This window comes from Sphingomonas sp. YR710 (genome assembly GCF_900101455.1).
Taxonomy (GTDB): Bacteria; Pseudomonadota; Alphaproteobacteria; order Sphingomonadales; family Sphingomonadaceae; genus Rhizorhabdus.
In genome coordinates, this window is record NZ_FMZJ01000013.1 from 52,361 (window position 1) to 71,085 (window position 18,725).

At 63.5% G+C, this 18,725-nt stretch carries 18 protein-coding genes; 10 read left to right on the plus strand and 8 right to left on the minus strand.

Annotated elements, in window-relative coordinates:
• Positions 1-7: 7 nt before the first annotated feature.
• The 6 genes from gspJ to BLS13_RS15325 all read left to right on the plus strand — a co-directional run bounded on the left by gspJ (position 8) and on the right by BLS13_RS15325 (position 6,086).
• The gene (gspJ, locus tag BLS13_RS15300; protein WP_143011973.1) at positions 8-661 is read left to right on the plus strand and encodes a type II secretion system minor pseudopilin GspJ; all 654 of its coding nucleotides are present in this window, start codon (positions 8-10) and stop codon (positions 659-661) included.
• 2 nt (positions 662-663) lie between these two features.
• Entirely contained in the window at positions 664-1,641 is a 978-nt protein-coding gene (gspK, locus tag BLS13_RS15305; protein ID WP_176943610.1) for a type II secretion system minor pseudopilin GspK, read from the plus strand.
• Complete coding sequence (gene gspL, locus BLS13_RS15310) at positions 1,638-2,744, plus strand: type II secretion system protein GspL (protein WP_176943611.1); 1,107 nt, start codon at positions 1,638-1,640, stop codon at positions 2,742-2,744. Before gspK ends, gspL begins: the two co-directional genes overlap by 4 nt.
• The gene (gene gspM / locus BLS13_RS15315) at positions 2,741-3,223 is read left to right on the plus strand and encodes a type II secretion system protein GspM (RefSeq protein ID WP_093453425.1); all 483 of its coding nucleotides are present in this window, start codon (positions 2,741-2,743) and stop codon (positions 3,221-3,223) included. The genes gspL and gspM overlap by 4 nt, the downstream gene beginning before the upstream one ends.
• A gap of 62 nt (positions 3,224-3,285) precedes the next feature.
• Entirely contained in the window at positions 3,286-3,990 is a 705-nt protein-coding gene (gspN, locus tag BLS13_RS15320; RefSeq protein WP_093453427.1) for a type II secretion system protein N, read from the plus strand.
• A gap of 38 nt (positions 3,991-4,028) precedes the next feature.
• On the plus strand, positions 4,029-6,086 hold the full coding sequence (locus BLS13_RS15325) for a protein-disulfide reductase DsbD family protein (RefSeq protein ID WP_093453429.1): 2,058 nt from the start codon (positions 4,029-4,031) through the stop codon (positions 6,084-6,086).
• A gap of 1 nt (position 6,087) precedes the next feature.
• Here BLS13_RS15325 and BLS13_RS15330 read toward each other — a convergent pair whose 3' ends face one another.
• Entirely contained in the window at positions 6,088-7,266 is a 1,179-nt protein-coding gene (locus BLS13_RS15330) for a serine hydrolase domain-containing protein (protein ID WP_256325913.1), read from the minus strand.
• A gap of 4 nt (positions 7,267-7,270) precedes the next feature.
• Positions 7,271-8,368, minus strand: coding sequence for a phytanoyl-CoA dioxygenase family protein (locus BLS13_RS15335; RefSeq protein WP_093453430.1), 1,098 nt, complete (start codon positions 8,366-8,368; stop codon positions 7,271-7,273).
• Positions 8,369-8,681: 313 nt separating this feature from the next.
• Between BLS13_RS15335 and BLS13_RS15340 the strand changes: the two genes are divergently transcribed.
• Both BLS13_RS15340 and BLS13_RS15345 read left to right on the plus strand, forming a co-directional pair.
• Positions 8,682-9,974 (plus strand): MFS transporter, encoded by a 1,293-nt coding sequence (locus BLS13_RS15340; protein WP_093453432.1) that lies wholly within the window; start codon positions 8,682-8,684, stop codon positions 9,972-9,974.
• A 132-nt stretch (positions 9,975-10,106) separates the two neighbouring features.
• Positions 10,107-11,645, plus strand: a complete 1,539-nt coding sequence (locus BLS13_RS15345; protein ID WP_093453433.1) for a sensor domain-containing diguanylate cyclase — start codon at positions 10,107-10,109, stop codon at positions 11,643-11,645.
• Here the strand turns inward: BLS13_RS15345 and BLS13_RS15350 are convergent.
• Both BLS13_RS15350 and BLS13_RS15355 read right to left on the minus strand, forming a co-directional pair.
• The gene (locus BLS13_RS15350; RefSeq protein WP_093453435.1) at positions 11,623-12,456 is read right to left on the minus strand and encodes an arylamine N-acetyltransferase family protein; all 834 of its coding nucleotides are present in this window, start codon (positions 12,454-12,456) and stop codon (positions 11,623-11,625) included. The two genes, BLS13_RS15345 and BLS13_RS15350, sit on opposite strands and share 23 nt — an antisense overlap.
• Positions 12,447-12,908: a DUF3617 domain-containing protein gene (locus tag BLS13_RS15355; RefSeq protein WP_093453436.1), complete on the minus strand. Its 462-nt coding sequence runs from the start codon at positions 12,906-12,908 to the stop codon at positions 12,447-12,449. The genes BLS13_RS15350 and BLS13_RS15355 overlap by 10 nt, the downstream gene beginning before the upstream one ends.
• 283 nt (positions 12,909-13,191) lie before the next feature.
• Here BLS13_RS15355 and uvrB point away from each other — a divergent pair, with 283 nt between their 5' ends.
• Positions 13,192-15,384 carry an excinuclease ABC subunit UvrB gene (uvrB, locus tag BLS13_RS15360; RefSeq protein ID WP_093453438.1) on the plus strand — a complete coding sequence of 731 codons (2,193 nt, stop codon included), beginning with the start codon at positions 13,192-13,194 and terminating at the stop codon, positions 15,382-15,384.
• A 57-nt stretch (positions 15,385-15,441) separates the two neighbouring features.
• On the opposite strand, the gene BLS13_RS15365 is transcribed toward uvrB, so the two are convergent.
• From BLS13_RS15365 to BLS13_RS21240, 3 genes are all read right to left on the minus strand, one after another.
• On the minus strand, positions 15,442-16,002 hold the full coding sequence (locus BLS13_RS15365) for a hypothetical protein (RefSeq protein ID WP_093453439.1): 561 nt from the start codon (positions 16,000-16,002) through the stop codon (positions 15,442-15,444).
• 3 nt (positions 16,003-16,005) lie between these two features.
• On the minus strand, positions 16,006-16,563 hold the full coding sequence (locus BLS13_RS15370; protein ID WP_093453441.1) for a hypothetical protein: 558 nt from the start codon (positions 16,561-16,563) through the stop codon (positions 16,006-16,008).
• A 135-nt stretch (positions 16,564-16,698) separates the two neighbouring features.
• Positions 16,699-16,800 (minus strand): hypothetical protein, encoded by a 102-nt coding sequence (locus tag BLS13_RS21240; protein ID WP_371128214.1) that lies wholly within the window; start codon positions 16,798-16,800, stop codon positions 16,699-16,701.
• A gap of 184 nt (positions 16,801-16,984) precedes the next feature.
• Here BLS13_RS21240 and BLS13_RS15380 point away from each other — a divergent pair, with 184 nt between their 5' ends.
• On the plus strand, positions 16,985-17,668 hold the full coding sequence (locus BLS13_RS15380) for a transposase (protein WP_093453443.1): 684 nt from the start codon (positions 16,985-16,987) through the stop codon (positions 17,666-17,668).
• 34 nt (positions 17,669-17,702) lie between these two features.
• Here BLS13_RS15380 and BLS13_RS15385 read toward each other — a convergent pair whose 3' ends face one another.
• Positions 17,703-18,620 (minus strand): dioxygenase family protein, encoded by a 918-nt coding sequence (locus BLS13_RS15385; protein ID WP_371128215.1) that lies wholly within the window; start codon positions 18,618-18,620, stop codon positions 17,703-17,705.
• Positions 18,621-18,725 lie beyond the last annotated feature (105 nt).

Consider the following 18,725-nt stretch of genomic DNA (forward strand, 5'->3'; position numbering starts at 1 on the left):
GACGCGAATGCCCCACCCCAACCCCTCCCCTAAAGGGGAGGGGCTTATATTACTTCATCGATCCCTTCGTCGAGGCAACGGCTTCACCCTTGTCGAACTGCTGGTCGCGCTCGCCATCTTCGCGATGATCGCCACCGCCGGCGCTGCCTTGCTCGGTTTCAGCATCGAAGCGCAGCACAATACCGCCCGGTCGCTCGATCGGATCACCGCGCTACGGCGGGTGTCGGTGCTGTTGGCAGCCGATCTCGCGCAAGCGGTGCCGCGCATCAGCCGCGACGCGCGCGGCGATCGGCAGCGCGCCTTCATTGGCGATCAGCCGAACGGAACCGGGCCGATGCTGGCTTTCGTTCGCGCCGGCTGGATCAACGACGGCGATGCCCCGCGATCGTCGCTCCAGAAGGTCGCCTACCGGATCGAGGATGGCGCGCTCGTTCGCCGGAGCTGGCCGATCGTCGATGGCGTCACCGATGATCGTGCGATCCGTTCGGTACTGATCCGCGGCGTCGGCGGCGGCCGGCTGCGCTACCGCAAGTCCGGGGCGTGGCGCGATCTGTGGGACGAGCATCTGCCCGATGCGATGCCGGAGGCGGTCGAGCTGACGATGACGATCGACGGTATCGGCCCGATCCGCCAGATGTTCGTGATCGGCGTCGGGCGATGAGGATGCGGCGAGGGGAGGAAGGTGCGGCGTTGCTTGCTGTGCTGTTGCTGGTCGCGTTGATCGCCACGCTGGCGGCGCTGGCGGTTGATCGGCTCGGCCTTGCCACCCACCTCACCGCCAATGCGCGCTCGATCGATCAGGCCCGGGCTTATGCGTTCGGCGCCGAGGCGCTGGTGACGTTGATCGTCGACGATCTCACCGACCGGTCGGGCGGTTCGGTGCGGCTGCCGGCCGGCTGGCGCGAAGAGGTGCGGACGATCCCGGTCGAAGGCGGCATCATCCATGCCCGCATCCATGATGGCGGCAATTGCTTCAACCTCAACAGCCTGGTCGAGGGCAATGTCTCGACCGGCTGGAAGGCGCGGCAGCAGGGCATGGTGCGGTTCCTGACCCTGCTGGAGATCGTCGGCGTAAGCGAAAGCCAGGCCCGGCCGATCGTCGCCGCCGCGACCGACTGGATCGACAGCGACACCGAGCCGCAGCCGCTCGGCGCCGAGGATCGCGCTTATGCCAATGCGGCGGTGCCGTATCGCACCGCCAATGCGTTGATGGCCGATCCCAGCGAATTGCGCACCGTGGCCGGCGTCACCCCGGAAATCTATCGGCGGGTGCGGCCGTGGGTATGTGCGTTGCCGAATGCCGAACCGTCGGTGCTCAACGTCAACATTCTCCAGCCCGAGCAGGCGCCATTGGTGGCGATGCTCTATGACGGGCGGCTCGGCCTGTCGCAGGCGGCGGCGCTGCTGCGCGATCGGCCGCCGGGCGGCTGGGCGAGTTCACAGCAATTTCTCCAGTCGCCGCAGATAAATGCGCTCGCCAGCGTTTCGGGGCTGGCGGGCGAGGTCGACGTGCGCACCCATTGGTTCACGCTTGATCTTGACGTGGCGCTGGACGGTGCGCAGGTGAAGGAGCGGGCGCTGATCGATGGACGGAATGCGCCGGCGCGGGTGCTGATGCGGCGATGGGGGAGCGGCGAATGACGAACGGTTCGTCGGGTGACGCGGCACTATTGCTGTTCGCGCGCGCCGATGTCGGTGATATCGAAGGCTGGTTCCGCCTGCGGGACGGACGGATCGCGGCGCGCGGCGCCGGGCTGGACCGGTTGGCAGGGCCGCTGGAGGGCGAGCGGGTCGTGCTCGTTTTGCCGGGCACCGACGTCAGCATCGAATGGCTCGATCTGCCCGCACTTACCCAGCCGCAGGCGGTTGCGGCCGCCCGTCTCATGCTTGCCGAACGCAGCCTCGCCGGCATCGATCATCTCCACATTGCAGTCAGCCCGGTTCATGGCGCGCGGCGCCTGGCGGCAACCATCGATGCCGATCTGCTGGCGCGTTGGATTGGCTGGACGCAGGAGGCCGGTTTCGATCCCGATATAGCCGTTCCGTTGCCGCTGCTGATCGCTTATGGCGAAGGGCCGCCGCGGCTGTGGATCCGCCATGGCATCGGCAATGTCCATGGCCATGATCAGCTCTTTGCGGTCGAAGCCGATCTTGTGCCGGTGGTGCTTGGCGAGATGCCGACCGAGCCGATGGACGAGGACCGATTCGAGGCCGAGCTGCCGTCAGCGTTGCTGGCGCTTCCGCTCGACTTGCGACAGGGGCGGTTTGCGCGGCGACGCGAATGGCGCGTCGATGCCGGCTGGCGGCGCAAGATGGCGCGCTATGCCGCGGCGGCGGCCATCCTGCTATTGCTGGTGCCGGTTACAAGGCTGGCGCGGATTGCCTATGACGATCATGGCTTTCGCAGCGAGGCCCGCCGGATCACCCGTCTTGCGCTGGGCCGGGAAAGCCTGCCCGATGATCCGCGCGAGGCCCTGCAACAGGCGCTGGTCGGCATTCGCGGGCCAGGCCTGGGCTTTTCGAAAATGGCGGCTCTGGTGTTTGCCGGCATCCGGCAGACGCCGAATGTCGAATTGGCGGGGATGATCTTCGATCAGACCGGGGCGATGACGGTCACCGTCACCGCGTCCAGCCCCGCCGATCTCGCGATGCTGGTCGAGCGGATCGGGCAGAGCGGAATGGTCGTCGAAACCATGCCGGGGGCCGGACGCGGCAGCTCGGTGCTCCGGTTGCACAAGCCATGATCGAAGGCCTGATGATATGGTGGCGCGTCCGCACCGCACGCGAACGCGGGCTGCTGGCGGTGCTCGCGATCCTCGCTGTCCCGATGCTGTTCTGGTACGGGGTCGGCAGGCCGTTCGGGCTGATGCTCGACCATGAACGGATGCAGCGCGATGATGCCGAACGGATGCTTGGCGACGTCGATGCGATGGCGGCCGAACTGGTCACGCTCGACGGCCGCCATGTGCAGCCGCTTGCCGGGCCCCTGCCGCGGGCCGTCCGCGTAGAGGCCGAGGCGGCGGGCTTCACGGTATCGCGCGTCGATCCAACAAGCGGCGAGGGCGTGGTGCTGGTGCTCGACGCCGTCCGCGCGCAACCTTTCTTCACTTGGCTGGCGACGGTCGAGCAACGCCGCGGGCTGGTCGTCGAGCGACTGACTGCGCATCCGAATAGTGATTCGACTCTGGCGATTTCGGTAACCCTGCGGCGTCGGGCGAAATGACGTCGTCGGGCGCCGGGCGACGAAAAAGTGAACGAAGCCAATAAGAAAGGGAAGAGGTTGCCATGAAGACCATCCTGACATTGCTGATCATATTGGTGCTGGGGGCGGCCGGGCTTACGCAGGTACCGCTCAAAACGGCGGTCGAGACGATGCATCTCGGCAAGTTCGGCCTCACCGCGAGCGAGATCGACGGCAATCTGTGGTCCGGCCACCTTCTCAACGCACAGCTCGGCAAGGTTCCGCTTGGCGACGTCAGCAGTAACATGTCGTTCGCCGATCTCGCGAAGGGGCGCGTCAAGCTGGTGATCACCGGCACCGATCCGGTTTCGCAGCTCAAGGGCGCCTTCGGCTATGGTATCGGCGGTGCGGGGGTAGAGGGCTTCAATCTGGGCGTATCCGGTTTGCAGGGCGCGCCGATGATGCCACCGGCAACATTGGTGCTCGACGGCCTGACGGCGCATTTCCCGGGCGGCGAATGCGCCGAGGCGAGCGGGAGCGCGCGGGTCTCCTTGTCCGGTACAGCGGGGGGCCTGTTGCCGATGGCGGGCATGTCCGGCCCGGCGCTGTGCCGCGAAGGCAAGCTGGTGTTCGATATGGCGAGCGACAGCGGGCATGAGCAGGAGGTGATCACCATTCTCTCGGCGAACAGCTATCGCGTCCGCGCCTTGATCAAATCGGCTCCGCTCGCGCTTGCTGCCCGGCTGCAATCGGCTGGTTTCGTCGCCACGCCGGACGGCTTTGTCTATGAGGGCGAACGCACACTCTGAGCTTTGCAGCGGACTGTCCCGGGACCATAAGACGGCGCATGACGATGATCTCAAATCTGCTGCGCCTACTGGCTGTCCTGTGCCTGTCGATCGGATGGATGGGAACGGCTTCGGCCGGACATATCACGGCCTCGCTCGATGCCGAAACGCTGCATCCAAGGCCGGGCAGCCGGATCACGATCGCGCTAGCGATGCGACCGGAAAGAGATTGGCACGGCTATTGGGAAAATCCCGGCGATGCGGGCATTCCCACCAGTGTCAAATGGGCGTTGCCGGCAGCGGCAAAGGTGGGACCGCTGCGCTATCCGGTGCCGCAGCGGCTCATCGTCCAGGGGCTCATGAACTATGTGTTCGAGCAGCCTTATGCGCATCTGGCGACGCTCGATATTCCGGCTGGGATCAAAACCGGCACGCCGATCCATATCGCGGGCGAGGCGAACTGGCTCGCCTGCTCGCCGTCGATCTGCGTGCCTGAACATGGGCCGGTGGCGATCGATCTTGTGGCCGGGGATGGCGCCGTCACGCCCGCTGCGCGCGCGCGTTTCGATGGCTGGCGCGCGAAGCTGCCATTGCCGCTCGGCCAGCCGGCGCGGTTCGAACATAAGGGCGGGCAGTTCCGGCTTGCCGTTCCTCTGCCGGCCGGGCGGCCGATGTCGTCGCCATATTTCTACCCAATTACCGACGGTGTGATCGATTATGCCGCACCGCAGTCGGTGAGCCGCACCGGCGATATGGTGGTGATCGAGGTGCGCGCCGGCGCATCGGCGGCTACGGCGAAAAGCGTGTCCGGTGTGCTCGCTATCGGCACCGATCGCGGGCTCGCGCTGACGGCTGCACCGGGCAAGGTTCCTGCGGCAGGCGTGGCCGTTGTCGCCGATAATGGGAACGACAGTGGCGGAGGCAAGCGGCTCACTTTCGCTTTGGCACTGGGCGGCGCGGTGCTCGGCGGGCTGCTGCTCAACGTGATGCCCTGCGTCTTCCCGATCCTCAGCCTCAAGGCGATGAGCCTCGCCCGATCCGGCGAGACGCCGGCCAAGGCGCGCGCCGAGGCGCTGGCTTATGCCGGTGGCGTGATCGCCAGCTGTCTGGCGCTCGGCGTCGCTCTGCTCGCGTTGCGCGCGGGCGGAGCCGCGGTCGGCTGGGCGTTTCAGCTCCAGGATCCACGGGTGATCCTGCTGTTGCTTTTGCTGGTGGTCGCGATCAGCCTCAATCTCGCCGGCCTGTTCGAGCTTGGCTCGATCGGTCTCGGCGAGACGATGACGCGCGGCCACAGCCTGAGCGCCGCATTCTGGACCGGTGTGCTCGCCGCATTCGTGGCGACACCCTGCACGGGTCCGTTCATGGCCGGCGCGCTTGGCGCAGCCCTGATTCTCCCTGCGGCCGCCGCACTGGCGATCTTCGCGGGGCTGGGCTTCGGGCTGGCCTTGCCCTTCTTGTTGCTCGGTTTCGTGCCCGCGCTTCGTCGCCGCCTGCCGAAACCCGGCGCTTGGATGAATCGGCTCCGCCATATCTTGTCCGTGCCGATGTTCATGACGGCGCTCGGCCTCTCCTGGATTCTCGGGCGGCAGGCTGGGGTCGACGGCATGACGCTCGGCCTCGCCATCGCTCTGCTGTTTGGGCTGGCCTTGTGGTGGGTCGGGGGCCGGCAGGGGGCGGGCAGGCGCTTCGCCTGGGCGCCGGCGATCCCCGCCTTGCTGTTGGCGGTGGCGGCCATCGCCATCGTTCCGCGGCAGCCCGCGCAGGCCTCTGCGGCAGCGGCGGGCGATGGTGCCGTACCGTTCAGCGAGAGCCGGCTCGCCGGACTGACGGCGCAGAAGAAGCCTGTCTTCCTCTATTTTACCGCTGACTGGTGCCTCACCTGCAAGGTCAACGAAAAGGCCGCGATCGAGCGGGTCGAGGTTCGCCGCGCCTTCGCCGATCATGGGGTAACGGTGATGGTCGGCGACTGGACCAATGGCGATCCCGCGATCGGCCGCTTTCTGGAGGCGCAGGGCCGATCCGGGGTGCCGCTCTATCTCTATTATCATGCCGACGGGCGGATCGAGACCCTGCCGCAATTGCTGACGCCTTCTTCGCTGATCACGCTGACGGCCTGAATTACGGCGCTCCGCGCGCAAGTCTCTCCTCTGCGGCGGTAAAAGCGGATTGCCCCGCCGCAGGCATGTCTCCGAGCCCGGTTGCGAAATAGGCGATGCCGGTGCCCCTCGTCCGATCGATCCACAGACCCGATCGCACCCCATAGGCTTCGCCGGCATGACCAACCCGCGCGACGCCATCGCCAAACGGATCGTCGCGGCAGCCGTCGGCCTTGTTGGCCAGCGTCTCGCTCGCCAACCCATAAGCGCAAGTGAAGCCATGATCGGTGTCGCCATTACTGCCATCGAAGCGCCATAGCGGTGTCAGCAGCATGTCGATCGATGCCTTGTGCAGAAAGCGGCGCCCGCCGGATCGCCCATCATTGAGCAGCATCTGGCCGATCCGCGCAAGGTCGCGCGCCGATATCCGCAGCCCGCCTTGCGGTGAAAAGCTCGCGCCGTTGCGACCAGGCTGCCAGCGATCGAGGTTGCAACTGCCGTCGCTGGCCGGAACGATCGGGCAGGCAGGGCGGCGGCCATGGAGATCGTCGCGCACGACATGGCCGTCGGGTTGGTACAGCACCACCGCGCGGGCGATCGCGCGGTCGCTGCACCCGCTCCAGTTGAAGCAGGCATCGAGCCGCAGCGGCCGGATCACCAGCCTTAGCATCAGCCGATCGAAGCGCTCGCCGGTCGCTGCTTCCATCACGGTCGCGATCACCGGGAAGTTGAGATTGCTGTAGCGAAACCATCCCCCCGGCGGATGATCGGGATCCCAGGCGTTGGGATCGACCAGCGTGGCTGCGATCGTCCGGTCGAACGGCAAGGCATAATCGACGCCATCGCGCAGGCTGGACCGGTGCGACAAGAACAGCCGCAAGCTCAGTGGCACAGCGGGATAGGCCGGGTTGCGGACCTTCTGGCCCAGATAGCCCGAAATATCGGCATCGAGATCGAGTGTTCCGGCCTCTACCAATCGCAGGACACCCAGCGCTACCACCAGCTTCGAAACCGAAGCGATCCGCACGGGATCGCGCACGCTTGCCGCGCGTCCCGTGCTGCGGTCTGCCAGTCCTTCGGCCCGGCCGGTTCCCATATGATCGCGTGTGAACGGCTGGCGTACGGCCGCGACCATCTGAGCCTGCGCCGGAAGGGGGAGCGCCAGCCCCGTCGCGATCAGCAGGGCGATCGGGCTGTGCATCGCGTTACAGCTTGTATGCGCCGCTGGTATAATAGCCTTCGCCGTGCGGGCGCGGCTTCTGGTGGAAATATTCGGCGAACAGCGGCACGTTGAAGCGCGGGCAATAATGGGTGACGATGCTCTTGCGGGTGGCTTCACCCGAAATCGGCATGCCGCCATGGGCAAGGTCTGAATTCCACACCAGCACGTCGCCGCGCTTCGCCCGGAAAATTTCCTTGAAGAGCCCGCGCTGCTCCGCCTTGGCCGGCAATACGCGTTCATGGCCGCTGATCTGTTCTCGGGCCTGATCGGGCGTCAGCCCCCCAAGTCGGGTTGCTTCGGCCACGCTCTTATATTCGCCCTGATAGAGATAATCGTCGAATCGGTGGCTGCCTGGATAATAGAATAGTTCGCCGGCATCGGCGCTCACATCTTCCAGTGCGATCCATGTCGCTGCGAAGCGACGCGGTATCGAATAAGCGACATAAGCCGAATCCTGATGGGCAGGCTGGGACGATCCGCGCAGGAAGCCCAATGTCTGGGAGGCGAGCGGCATTGCTTCGAACACCAAAGCCAGGAATCGCACGATCGGCGCCGATAGCATCAGGTCGCGGATGGCGATCGCATGGACATGGATGTCGATGGCTTTCGATGCGTGTGGATTGATCTCCGGGCGCCACGGGATGAGCCCGTTCTGTTCGACGGCATGGCATTCGAAACGCAGATCCGGAAATTCGCCGCGATAGGCCCCGTCGAGCGCGCGGGCGGCACGGGTCAGCAGAATGTCGGGGATGGCTTCCGGCAGGATGACATACCCGTCACGGACCCATTGGCGGAGCCATTCGGCCTCGACATGGGTGATCGCGTGCATGTCGAGCCGGCCCTGGATGCGGTCGAGCGCATCGGGCGCATCGGTCCAGAACCCGCCGAAACGCAGTTCGGCGGCCGCTGCATCATCGGGGCGTGGCGCCTTCGCATAAGGCAGATAGCCGCGCGCGCGGCCATAGATTCGATAGTGATCGCGCGCGGATGCGGCCAGGCCCTGCCGAATCTCGTCGGCGGCCATCTGATAGGCACGCAGATAGAATGCGTCGTCGAACTGTTCTGTCGCCTGTGCGTCCACTGCGTCGATCCCGGTTTGCGCGAAGTGCGCTGATAGCTCCGGATATCAGGCGAATCCTCGAATGAGAAGCGAGGCGGAAGTTCTTTCGCCTGCCGATCAGCATGCTACGACGGTTGTAAATATTCGCGGCGCGTGCGCCCGGGCGCTGACCAGAGCCCTCTCCCGCTTGCGGGAGAGGGTTGGGTGAGGGTCTTCTTTCTTCTTTGGTGGATTACGCCATTGAAAGAAAAAGAAGAAAGACCCTCATCCAACCTTCTCCCGCAAGCGGGAGAAGGCAATAAGACTTAAATGATTAGTGCGGCAAGGGGACGGCATGGCGGATCAGGCGAATTTCTCCACGATGCGGCGGCTGCGCGCCATTCTTGGCGGTGCCGCGGGCAATCTGGTCGAATGGTATGACTGGTATGCCTATGCGGCCTTCACCATCTATTTCGCGCCGGCTTTCTTTCCGAAAGGCGATCAGACCGCGCAACTGCTGCAGGCCGCGGCGATCTTCGCCGTGGGGTTCGCGGCGCGCCCGGTGGGCGCCTGGATCATGGGCATTTATGCCGATCGCGCGGGGCGGCGCGCGGCGCTGAGCCTGTCCGTGGGAATGATGTGTGCCGGATCGCTGATGATCGCGCTGACGCCATCCTATGCGTCGATCGGTCCAGCGGCGGGCGTGATGTTGCTGGTCGCGCGGATCGTACAGGGGCTTTCGGTCGGTGGCGAATATGGCGCTTCGGCGTCTTATATGAGCGAGATGGCGGGCGCGAAGTGGCGCGGCTTCTGGTCGAGCTTCCAATATGTCACCTTGGTCGGCGGGCAATTGGTGGCGCTGGCGGTGCTGATCATCCTCCAGCGGACCTTGCCGGCTGCGGCGCTCGACGCCTGGGGCTGGCGCGTGCCGTTCGTGATCGGGGCCGGGCTCGCGATCGTCGTTTTCTGGATTCGCCGGAACCTCGAGGAAAGCCATTCATTCGTCGCGGCGGAACGCTCCGGCCGGCGCGCCGGCACGACCATGACCTTGCTGCGCGATTATCCGCGTGAGGTGTTGACGATCATCGGGCTGACGGCGGGCGGATCGCTCGGTTTCTATATCTACACCACCTATTTGCAGAAATTCCTCACCAATACGGCAGGTTATACCAAGGTGCAGGCATCGGAAATCAACGCCGTCGTGCTGGTCGCGTTCATGCTGTTTCAGCCCCTGATGGGCTGGCTTTCGGACTTCATCGGCCGTCGCAACATGCTGATCCTCTCCTTTGGCGGTAGCGCGCTGGTCCTGTGGCCGGTCATGACCGGAATTGCTGTCGGTGGCTCGGTTGCCCACGCGCTGGTGCTGGCGATCGGCGCGGTGGCGCTGCAGGCCGGCTATACGTCGATCAGCGCGGTCGTGAAGGCCGAACTGTTTCCGACCACAGTGCGCGCGCTCGGCGTCGCCTTTCCCTATGCCATCGCCAATGCCCTGTTCGGCGGCACCGCCGAATATGTCGCGCTCTGGTTCAAGTCGGCAGGCAATGAGCAGGGCTTCTATGTTTATGGAATTGCTATTTTATTGATAAGCTTCGTCTGCGCGCTGCTGATGCGCGACACAAAGCGGCACAGCCGGATCGTCGAGGATTGAGCATCCTCCGGCAATATATTCGCGATCGGTGTTGACTCCATTGGCGATGGCCTGTTGATCTTAACATATTATTAAGCCCCCGCCGGATAAACAGGGGGGCTCAGCAAATCGGTTGGAGGGGGCTGGCGGGAGATGTATTCCGCGAGAGAGACGCGCGACAATCATCGACCGACAGAATTGGCGGTTGCCGCTCCGTCAGCTTCGACCGATCATGCGCCTGCCAGCGAAGTTGGGCATGACCGGCCGGCATCACCGGAAAGCTGGTCGCGTGCGCTGCTCGACACCCAATCCGAAGTTGCGGCGGCGGGTAGCGATCTGGGCCGCGTCATCGATGCCGTGGTACAGGGCACATTGCGGCTGATGCCGCATGTGATCGGCGCGGTCGTCGAACTCGCTCATCCCGATCTGCCGGCCTATCGGGCGATCAGTGGAGTCGGGCTCAATCGTCAGAGAATGTCGACCCGAACCATTGGAAAGCTTTCCCAAGCATGCATGCGGACGGGTGAGGTACAATATTGCAGCGACACCGAAGCTGATGAATCGATCGATCACCAAGCATGCCGCGAAGTTGGCATCCGATCGATACTGGTCGTTCCCTTGCCGTTCGAAGGGTTGACCGTTGGGATTCTGAGGGTCTTTGCAGCAACGGCGAACGGCTTCGACAAGCGTGATTTGTTGACCGCACAACTGCTGGCTGGCCCGATCGCGATCGGGTTGGCGAGTGCCGGGCAGGCGCGCGCATTGCACGCGCATGACATTGCGGCGAAACGTTTTGCCGCCACGTTCGAACAGGCTGCCGTCGGCATCGCCCATGTCTCGCCGGATGGCAATTTCCTGCTCGTGAATGACCGCTTCTGCGCGATTGCCGGTCACGATCGTGAAGCGTTGCTGCGGGGCGGCTTTCAGCGGATCACGCATCCCGACGATCTGAAAACCGATCTCGATTATCTCGCCCGGCTGACCAGGGGCGAAATCTCCAATTATGCGATGGAGAAACGGTATATCCGGCGTGACGGATCACTGATCTGGGTCAACCTGACGGTGTCGCTGGTGCGGCACGCCGATGGCAGTCCGGATTTTTTCGTCTCCGTCATCGAGGATATTTCCGCCCGCAAGCAGGCCGAAAAGCAGGCCAATCAGGACACGCTGACGGGCCTGCCCAACCGGCGCTGGCTGAAGTCCCGGCTGGCCGAGGAATTGCGCAGATTGCCGTCGGCCGACAAGCCGCTGACCGTTGCCTATCTCGATCTCGATCGTTTCAAGTCGGTCAACGATCGGTTCGGCCATGCCGAAGGCGACAAATGCCTGATCGAGGTGGCGCATGTGCTCCGGGATGGTTTGCGCGGGAGCGACGTGGTCTGTCGCATGGCGGGCGATGAATTCGTGCTGCTGCTATCGGGCGCCGGCTATCGGGAGGTTGTGGATCTGCTCATGCGGCTGCAGGGTGCCGTCAAGGCGCTGTCGGCGCAATCGGCGTGGCGGATCGGGGTGAGTGCTGGGGCCGTCATTGTCGCGCCGGGCACGGAAACGGGAATCGATCCGGTGCTCGCTGCGGCCGATCGGCTGATGTACGGCGTGAAACGCAAATTCGGTCGGAAGCTGGCGGTTCGTACCTTCGATTCGGTCAGCCGGAAGCGCCATTTGGCGCTCAGAACAGTCCTAGCCCGTTGACCTCAACCTCATCGAGTACGATTCCGAACACGAAATTCAGTCGCAGTCGATAGGCTGTCGCGCTCTCGATCACGGCTTCGACATGTTGGTCGCCATTGTGGCGGACATAGGCGCGGTCGGTAAGCGACGCGAAGCCCGAAGGCAGGCACGCGCTGACCACCGACAATGAGGTGAAGCGCGTTCCAGGGCGCGTGGACGTCCAGTGGTTGGACATTTCCAGGTCGATGCTCGCGACTGGATCGAGCGTGAAGCTATATTGCGGTTGCCAGCCCTCGCTGCCGCCACGGCCGTCGGTCGTCGCGGGGTGGCCGTTGCGTTCGAGAAACCAGCCATGATCGGGATCGGCGACCATGCGAAACGCTGCGCCGTCGGGTGCCACGGCTTCGGCGCCGTCGATCAGCGGCATTGGCGGGGTATAGCTTCCGCCGAAACCGGCGTCGGCGATCCATGGCCCGTCGGGAAATTGCACGAGGTTCACCATGTGGGTGCGCGGCGGCACGCCATCGGCCATCAGCCAAACCCGCGCCAACAACGGCCGCGCATCGAATCCCAACGCCGTCAGTCCGCGCAGGAAGAGCTGGTTTTGCTCGAAACAATAGCCGCCGCGCCGCCTGTGGACGAGCTTTTCGAACACATGATCGGGATCGAGGCTGATACCCCTACCCAGCCGCACGTCGAGATTTTCGAACGGGATCGCCAGCCGGTGCGCGCGCTGCAGCGTCGCCAGCCCCTCGGCAGTCGCTGGGGGCAGCAACCCGAGGCCGACGCGCGCCAGATAGCCGTCGAGATCGATTGGCGGACCTATTTGCATGGGCCGGTACGCTGTCCGCTGCCCGTGGTGACGATCTTCACGGGTTCGCCGTTGCGGGTGCCGGTGGTGAGAGTGGCAAGCGAATAATTGGTTGCGGTGTAATGGCCCTTCGACGCGACGAGCAGGCCATCCGGAAAGCGCTTATTGGTGCAGAACGTGTCGTAGATCAGCGTGCCGCCCACCATCGAGAAACGCCGAAGCTTGCAGGTCGCTGCATCGTCCTGCGTCAGCAAAGCCTCAGGGCGGCTCGCGACATCTGCTGGGGTGTAACAGCTCTTGCGCTTGGTATTGCCGCTGAACAATTTGATCATCCACTGCGGAAAGCCGGGGACTTCGGCGCTCACCGTCACCGTCTCATGCGCCCATGCGCCGGGCATGAAGCTGTCACCGGCAAAGGCCGGAGCGGCCAGGGCGGTCAACGTCGCGATTAAGAGGATGGAGCGCGGGGTCATGCGCCAGCCAGCATGCAGGCGTCTGCCACGCGGCAGACATGGACATAATCGATCATCAGGCACCTCACGCTGGATCACCCTCCCCTCTGGAGCGATTTCTCGAACGATCGAATCATCGGTGCCACGGAAATCGTCTCAAATCAAAGGGTGGGTGCTGCACCCGCTGAGAGTCTGTTTGGAAATGCGCGAAAGAGCGTATTTCCAAACAGACTCTCAGCGGGTGAATGCGTGGGAGAAGATAAAAGGTGAACATCGGCTCGCCCTATCCTACATTGGCCGGGCCATGACGATACAGATCCGCACCAGCCTTGAAGAAATTGATCACGGCCAAAGCTTCGTTCCGCACCGCCCCGAACGGCCGGCGAAGGTCGATGGCGGCCGGCCGTTCATCCTCAAATCCGATTATGAGCCCAGCGGCGATCAGCCGACCGCGATTGCCGAACTGTCGGCCCAGGCAGAGGCCGGCGAGCGCGATCAGGTGCTGCTCGGCGTCACGGGGTCGGGCAAGACCTTCACCATGGCCAAGGTGGTTGAAAAGCTCCAGCGCCCCGCGCTGGTGCTCGCCCCCAACAAGATCCTCGCCGCGCAGCTTTATGGCGAGTTCAAGCAATTCTTTCCCGACAATGCCGTCGAATTCTTCGTAAGCTATTATGATTATTACCAGCCCGAAGCCTATGTGCCGCGCAGCGACACCTATATCGAGAAGGAAAGCTCGGTAAACGAGGCGATCGACCGGATGCGCCATTCGGCCACCCGATCGCTGCTCGAGCGCGACGATGTGCTGATCGTCGCTTCCGTCTCCTGCCTCTACGGCATCGGTTCGGTCGAAACCTATTCGGCGATGATCTTCGATATCAAGCGCGGTCAGAACTATGACCAGCGCGAGATCATCCGCAAGCTGGTGGCGCTCCAGTATAAGCGCAACGAGCAGGCGTTCGCGCGCGGCAATTTCCGGGTGCGCGGCGACAGCCTCGAAATCTTCCCGTCGCATTATGAGGACAGCGCCTGGCGGATCGCCTTCTTCGGCGACGAGGTCGAGGAGATCAGCGAATTCGATCCGCTGACCGGCAAGAAATCGGCCAATCTCGAATCGATCCGCATCTACGCCAACAGCCATTATGTGACGCCGGGCCCGACCTTGAAGCAGGCGAGCGACGCGATCCGCCACGAACTTGGCGAACGGCTCAAGGAGCTGGTGATCGAGGGCAAATTGCTCGAGGCGCAAAGGCTCGAACAGCGCACCAATTTCGATCTCGAAATGATCGCCGCCACCGGCAGTTGTGCCGGCATCGAGAATTATTCGCGCTTCCTCACCGGCCGGCTCCCCGGCGAACCGCCGCCGACTTTGTTCGAATATCTGCCCGACAATGCGCTTCTGTTCGTCGACGAGAGCCACCAGACGATCGGCCAGATCAACGGCATGTCGCGCGGCGATCATCGCCGCAAGATCACGCTCGCCGAATACGGCTTCCGCCTGCCGAGCTGCATCGACAACCGCCCGCTGCGGTTCAACGAGTGGGAGGTGATGCGCCCGCAGACCGTCTATGTCTCGGCGACGCCGGGATCATGGGAGATGGAGCAGACCGGCGGCGTGTTCGCCGAGCAGGTGATCCGTCCGACCGGCCTGATCGACCCGCCGATCGAGGTGCGCCCGATCGAAAGCCAGGTCGACGATCTCGTGTACGAATGCCGCCAGACCGCGAAGCTGGGTTATCGCACCCTCGTGACCACGCTCACCAAGCGGATGGCCGAGGATTTGACCGAATATATGCACGAGGCTGGCCTCAAGGTTCGCTACATGCATTCGGACGTCGAGACGCTGGAGCGCATCGAACTGATCCGCGATCTGCGGATGGGCGTTTACGACATCCTCGTCGGAATCAACCTGCTGCGCGAAGGGCTCGACATCCCCGAATGCGGGCTGGTCGCGATCCTCGATGCCGACAAGGAGGGTTTCCTGCGCTCCGAAACCTCGCTGATCCAGACGATCGGCCGCGCCGCGCGCAACATCGAGGGCCGCGTGATCCTCTACGCCGATCACATCACCGGATCGATGGAACGCGCGATGGCCGAGACGGGCCGCCGCCGCGAGAAACAGGCGGCGTACAATGCCGAGCATGGCATCACCCCCGAGACGATCAAGAGCAACATCACCGATATAGTCGGTCACCTGGCGTCACGCGATCAGGTAACGGTTGATACGGGGATCGAAGACCGTCCGCACATGGTCGGCCACAATCTGCGCGCTTACATCGAGGAACTCGAAGGCAAGATGCGGGCGGCGGCGGCCGATCTGGAGTTCGAGGAAGCCGGCCGCCTCCGCGACGAAATCCGTAAGCTGGAGGCGGAGGAACTGGGCCTTCCGGTCGACGAGCATCGCGCGGGCGTGCGTGGCAATGCGAGCGGTGGGAAGCCGGGGACGCGGACGACGCGGTACGGGAAGGCGGCTAAAGCGAGGGCGGCGAAGCGGCGGTGAGGGCCGCTTCGGTCATTCATACCATTATTTCGATAAAAGGCAGTGAGCCGTCCGAAATTAGGAAGTTCGGTGACAATGCATTTTGGCGAATGCCAGAAACGCTTGATTGAGGAGGATGCCGTCAATCGTCTTGGTAATGAATTGCGTATGGCCTGCCTCGGCCGAGTTTACGCTGGTATCGACGCTGGCACTGACTGGCACGGTAATGCGGGCATCCGGGGCCGCTTCGACCGCATAAACCACGTCGCTGGTCCATTTGAGCTTGGTTCCTCCGTTGGAGATCAACTGCATATGGTTGATCGTGGCGGAGATCGTACACGCCGGCACATCACGTAACGATGCTCCGGCATGACGAGCTTCTTGAACGAACGCGTTTTTCAGATAGTCCGCAAGCGGTTCGGATAACGAGATTTGTTTGTTGAACGTGTACCCGCTGGTTTCAAACTGGTTCGGGGCCACCTTCTCTGGCAGCGTTCGCGTAAATTCTCCGACTCGCAGGTTAAAGGGGGTCTCCGCAAGCGAGGCTGGGGCATAGGCGATTGTTACTGTCGCATCTCGTGCGGAGACGCACGCGGAAAGCAGCAACGGCATTGCGGCCGCAGCCAAGATCTTCTTCATTCCTCACCCTTCCTTGGGACAATTGGGTTCAAATGCTTTTGCAAAAGCTTCCGATCCGATCATTGCATTGATATTCTTAGCAAATAAGAGGCTGATTGACTCAATAGCACCACCGAATTTAGCTGCCTTGAATGCGGTATCTTCGTCCGCTTCATACAGAATATTCCCGCCGCTTCCGCTGAGGGTGTAGTGCGCTGTCAGTAGGAAATCAGCGTCGAAGCCGAGGTCGTCGATCTTGACGGCCTTTACCGTGCCCGTGAGATGACAGCGGGCTTCGGCTTGCAGGGATACACCCGACGTCCGAAGCTCCTGCCGCAACCCGTCGGCGATGAAGCTTCCCACTGACATCGATAAATAGATGTTTCCGATCGCGGTATTTGGAATCTGGTTGGGTTTGATCTTGGGATCGGCCGGCGTGTAGGCGAAATCATCCACATTAACGTGGCCTCGCAGCTCAACCACCGAGCGCGGATGATATAGTATCGTCACCGGCGCGGCTGCCACGGTTGGTCCGGCCATGAGCATCGCGGCACCTGTCAGTGCCGTGCGTATCCCCTTCATCCGCCCCCCAATTTTCTCGCCCGCCGCCTGTTAACATTCAAAATCGTGTTCTGTAAAATACCTTATCACCCAAAACGGATGCTGAGCAGCAGCTTCTCCTCGCCTTGCGGTAGATTGACAGCACATAATTGGCGGTCAAACGCGGGTAGCTCTGCTCAATTCCTCGCCAACGATGGCGTCGTTGCTCTTGGACGAAACATCACCCGCCAAGCCTTCCTCGATGCGCTGTCCCAGCAACGCCTTCAGTTCCTGCCACTGCTGATCGCTACCCGCCTGCGCGGGAAAAGCCGCTCAAGCGCATATTGCTTGATCGCAGCCTGGGACGCAAATTCAGGGACGCCACAAATTCGGGGACGCAACACAAATTCGGGGACGCAATACTAAATAGACGCGCTTCACCCCCTCCGCTACACTCCCCGACATGGCCCGACTCGCCCGCATCGTCATCCCCGATGCCCCGCACCACGTCACCCAGCGTGGCAACCGGCGGCTACCGATCTTCTTCTCGGACGATGATCGCCGTTTCTATCTCGATCTGATTGCGGCGGCGTGCGAGGCGAACGGCACAATCTGCCTCGGCTGGTGCCTGATGGACAACCATGTCCACCTGATCCTCGTCCCCGCCACGCCCGATGGCCTGCGTGCAACGCTCGGCGAGGCGCATCGGCGCTATACCCGGCGGATCAACCAGCGCGAGGGGTGGAGCGGCTATCTCTTCCAGGGGCGGTTCGCGAGCTATGCGATGGACGACGCCCACCTGATGGCCGCCATTCGCTATGTCGAGAACAATCCGGTCGCGGCCGGGCTGGTCGGCGCGGCGGCTGACTGGCGCTGGTCGAGCGCGCGGTCGCATGTCGCGGGCCGCCAGGTCGAGGGCGACCGGCTCACCGACGTCGCCGCGCTCGGCATGCATGTCCGCAACTGGCGGGCGATGCTCGCGCTCGGGCTGGAAGCCGCCGAGGCAGAGGGCGCAACCGTTGCCGCGATCGAGGCGTGCCTGCGGACCGGGCGACCGCTCGGCGGGAAGGCGTGGATCGCGCAGCAGGAGACCGGCCTCGGGCGCCCGCTGCTGCCGGGCAAGCGGGGACCGAAGCCGCGGGTTTAGTATTGCGTCCCCAAAACTGGCGTCCCCAAAACTGCTACAGCGCGACACCCACTGTGACCGTGGCGGTATAGCCGGCGGTCGTATTGCCCGTCATCGCCGGTGTCTGCGCGGCGATCTGCGCGGATGTGTTGTCGCCGAACACATTGTCGGTCGCGGTCGTGATGGCGGACAGGTTGCTCGCGCTCTGCGTGTAGCCGCCGCTCGAATAGACCGCGCTGCAGATGTCGCGCGGCATGGCAAGCTGGGTGGTGAGCACGGATGCGCGGCCGCTGGTCGCGGCGGCAAGGCTCGAGAAGATCTCGAGGTGGATGTGCGGATAGCGGCCCGAATAGCATCCCGGGAAGATCGTCGTGAAGGTCACCTGCCCGTTGCCATCGGTGACGAGCACGCCGCGCAGATAGCTTTCGGCCGGCACCGAGTAGAGCGAATAACTGCCGTTCTGGTCGCAATGCCACAGATAGATCGCATAGCCCGATAGCGGCAGGCAGCTGTTGTTGACGTTGACCAGGGTGAGCGTGAGCTTCACCTGTACGCCGGCCGCGACGGTGGTTGAACTGATGAAGCTCGCGCGGATATCGCTGCGGACGATCCCGCTCAGGGTCAGCACGTTGCTGGTCGATCCGCTCGACGAATTGGTGCCGTCGGCGGGGTAGGGGCCGGCGGTTTCGGTCGGATCGGCGATGCAGGCGCCGCTGCTGCTCGTGGTGGTTGTCGTCGTGCCGGTCGTCGTACTGCCGGTGGACGTGGTGGAGCTGGTGGTGCTGGTCGATGCGGTGGTCGCCGTGGTCGAACTGCTGGCAGTCGAGCTGTCGTCGCCGCCGCATCCGGCCAGCAAGGCCGTCGAGCCGACACTCGCGAGCCAGCCGAGCGCCTGCCGGCGGCCCAGAATCTGCCTGGCCATGATCGTCAGGTCATGTGCAAGTCCCTGATCATGGTCGTCACCATCACGCATCATTATCGCTCCTTCGGCATTGCCCGCCCCGACGGTCGCGTCGGCGGGGTCACTGTCGCGAAGCGGATTTGCGTGCGAATTTCGCTAATGTTGCGTGGACGTCAT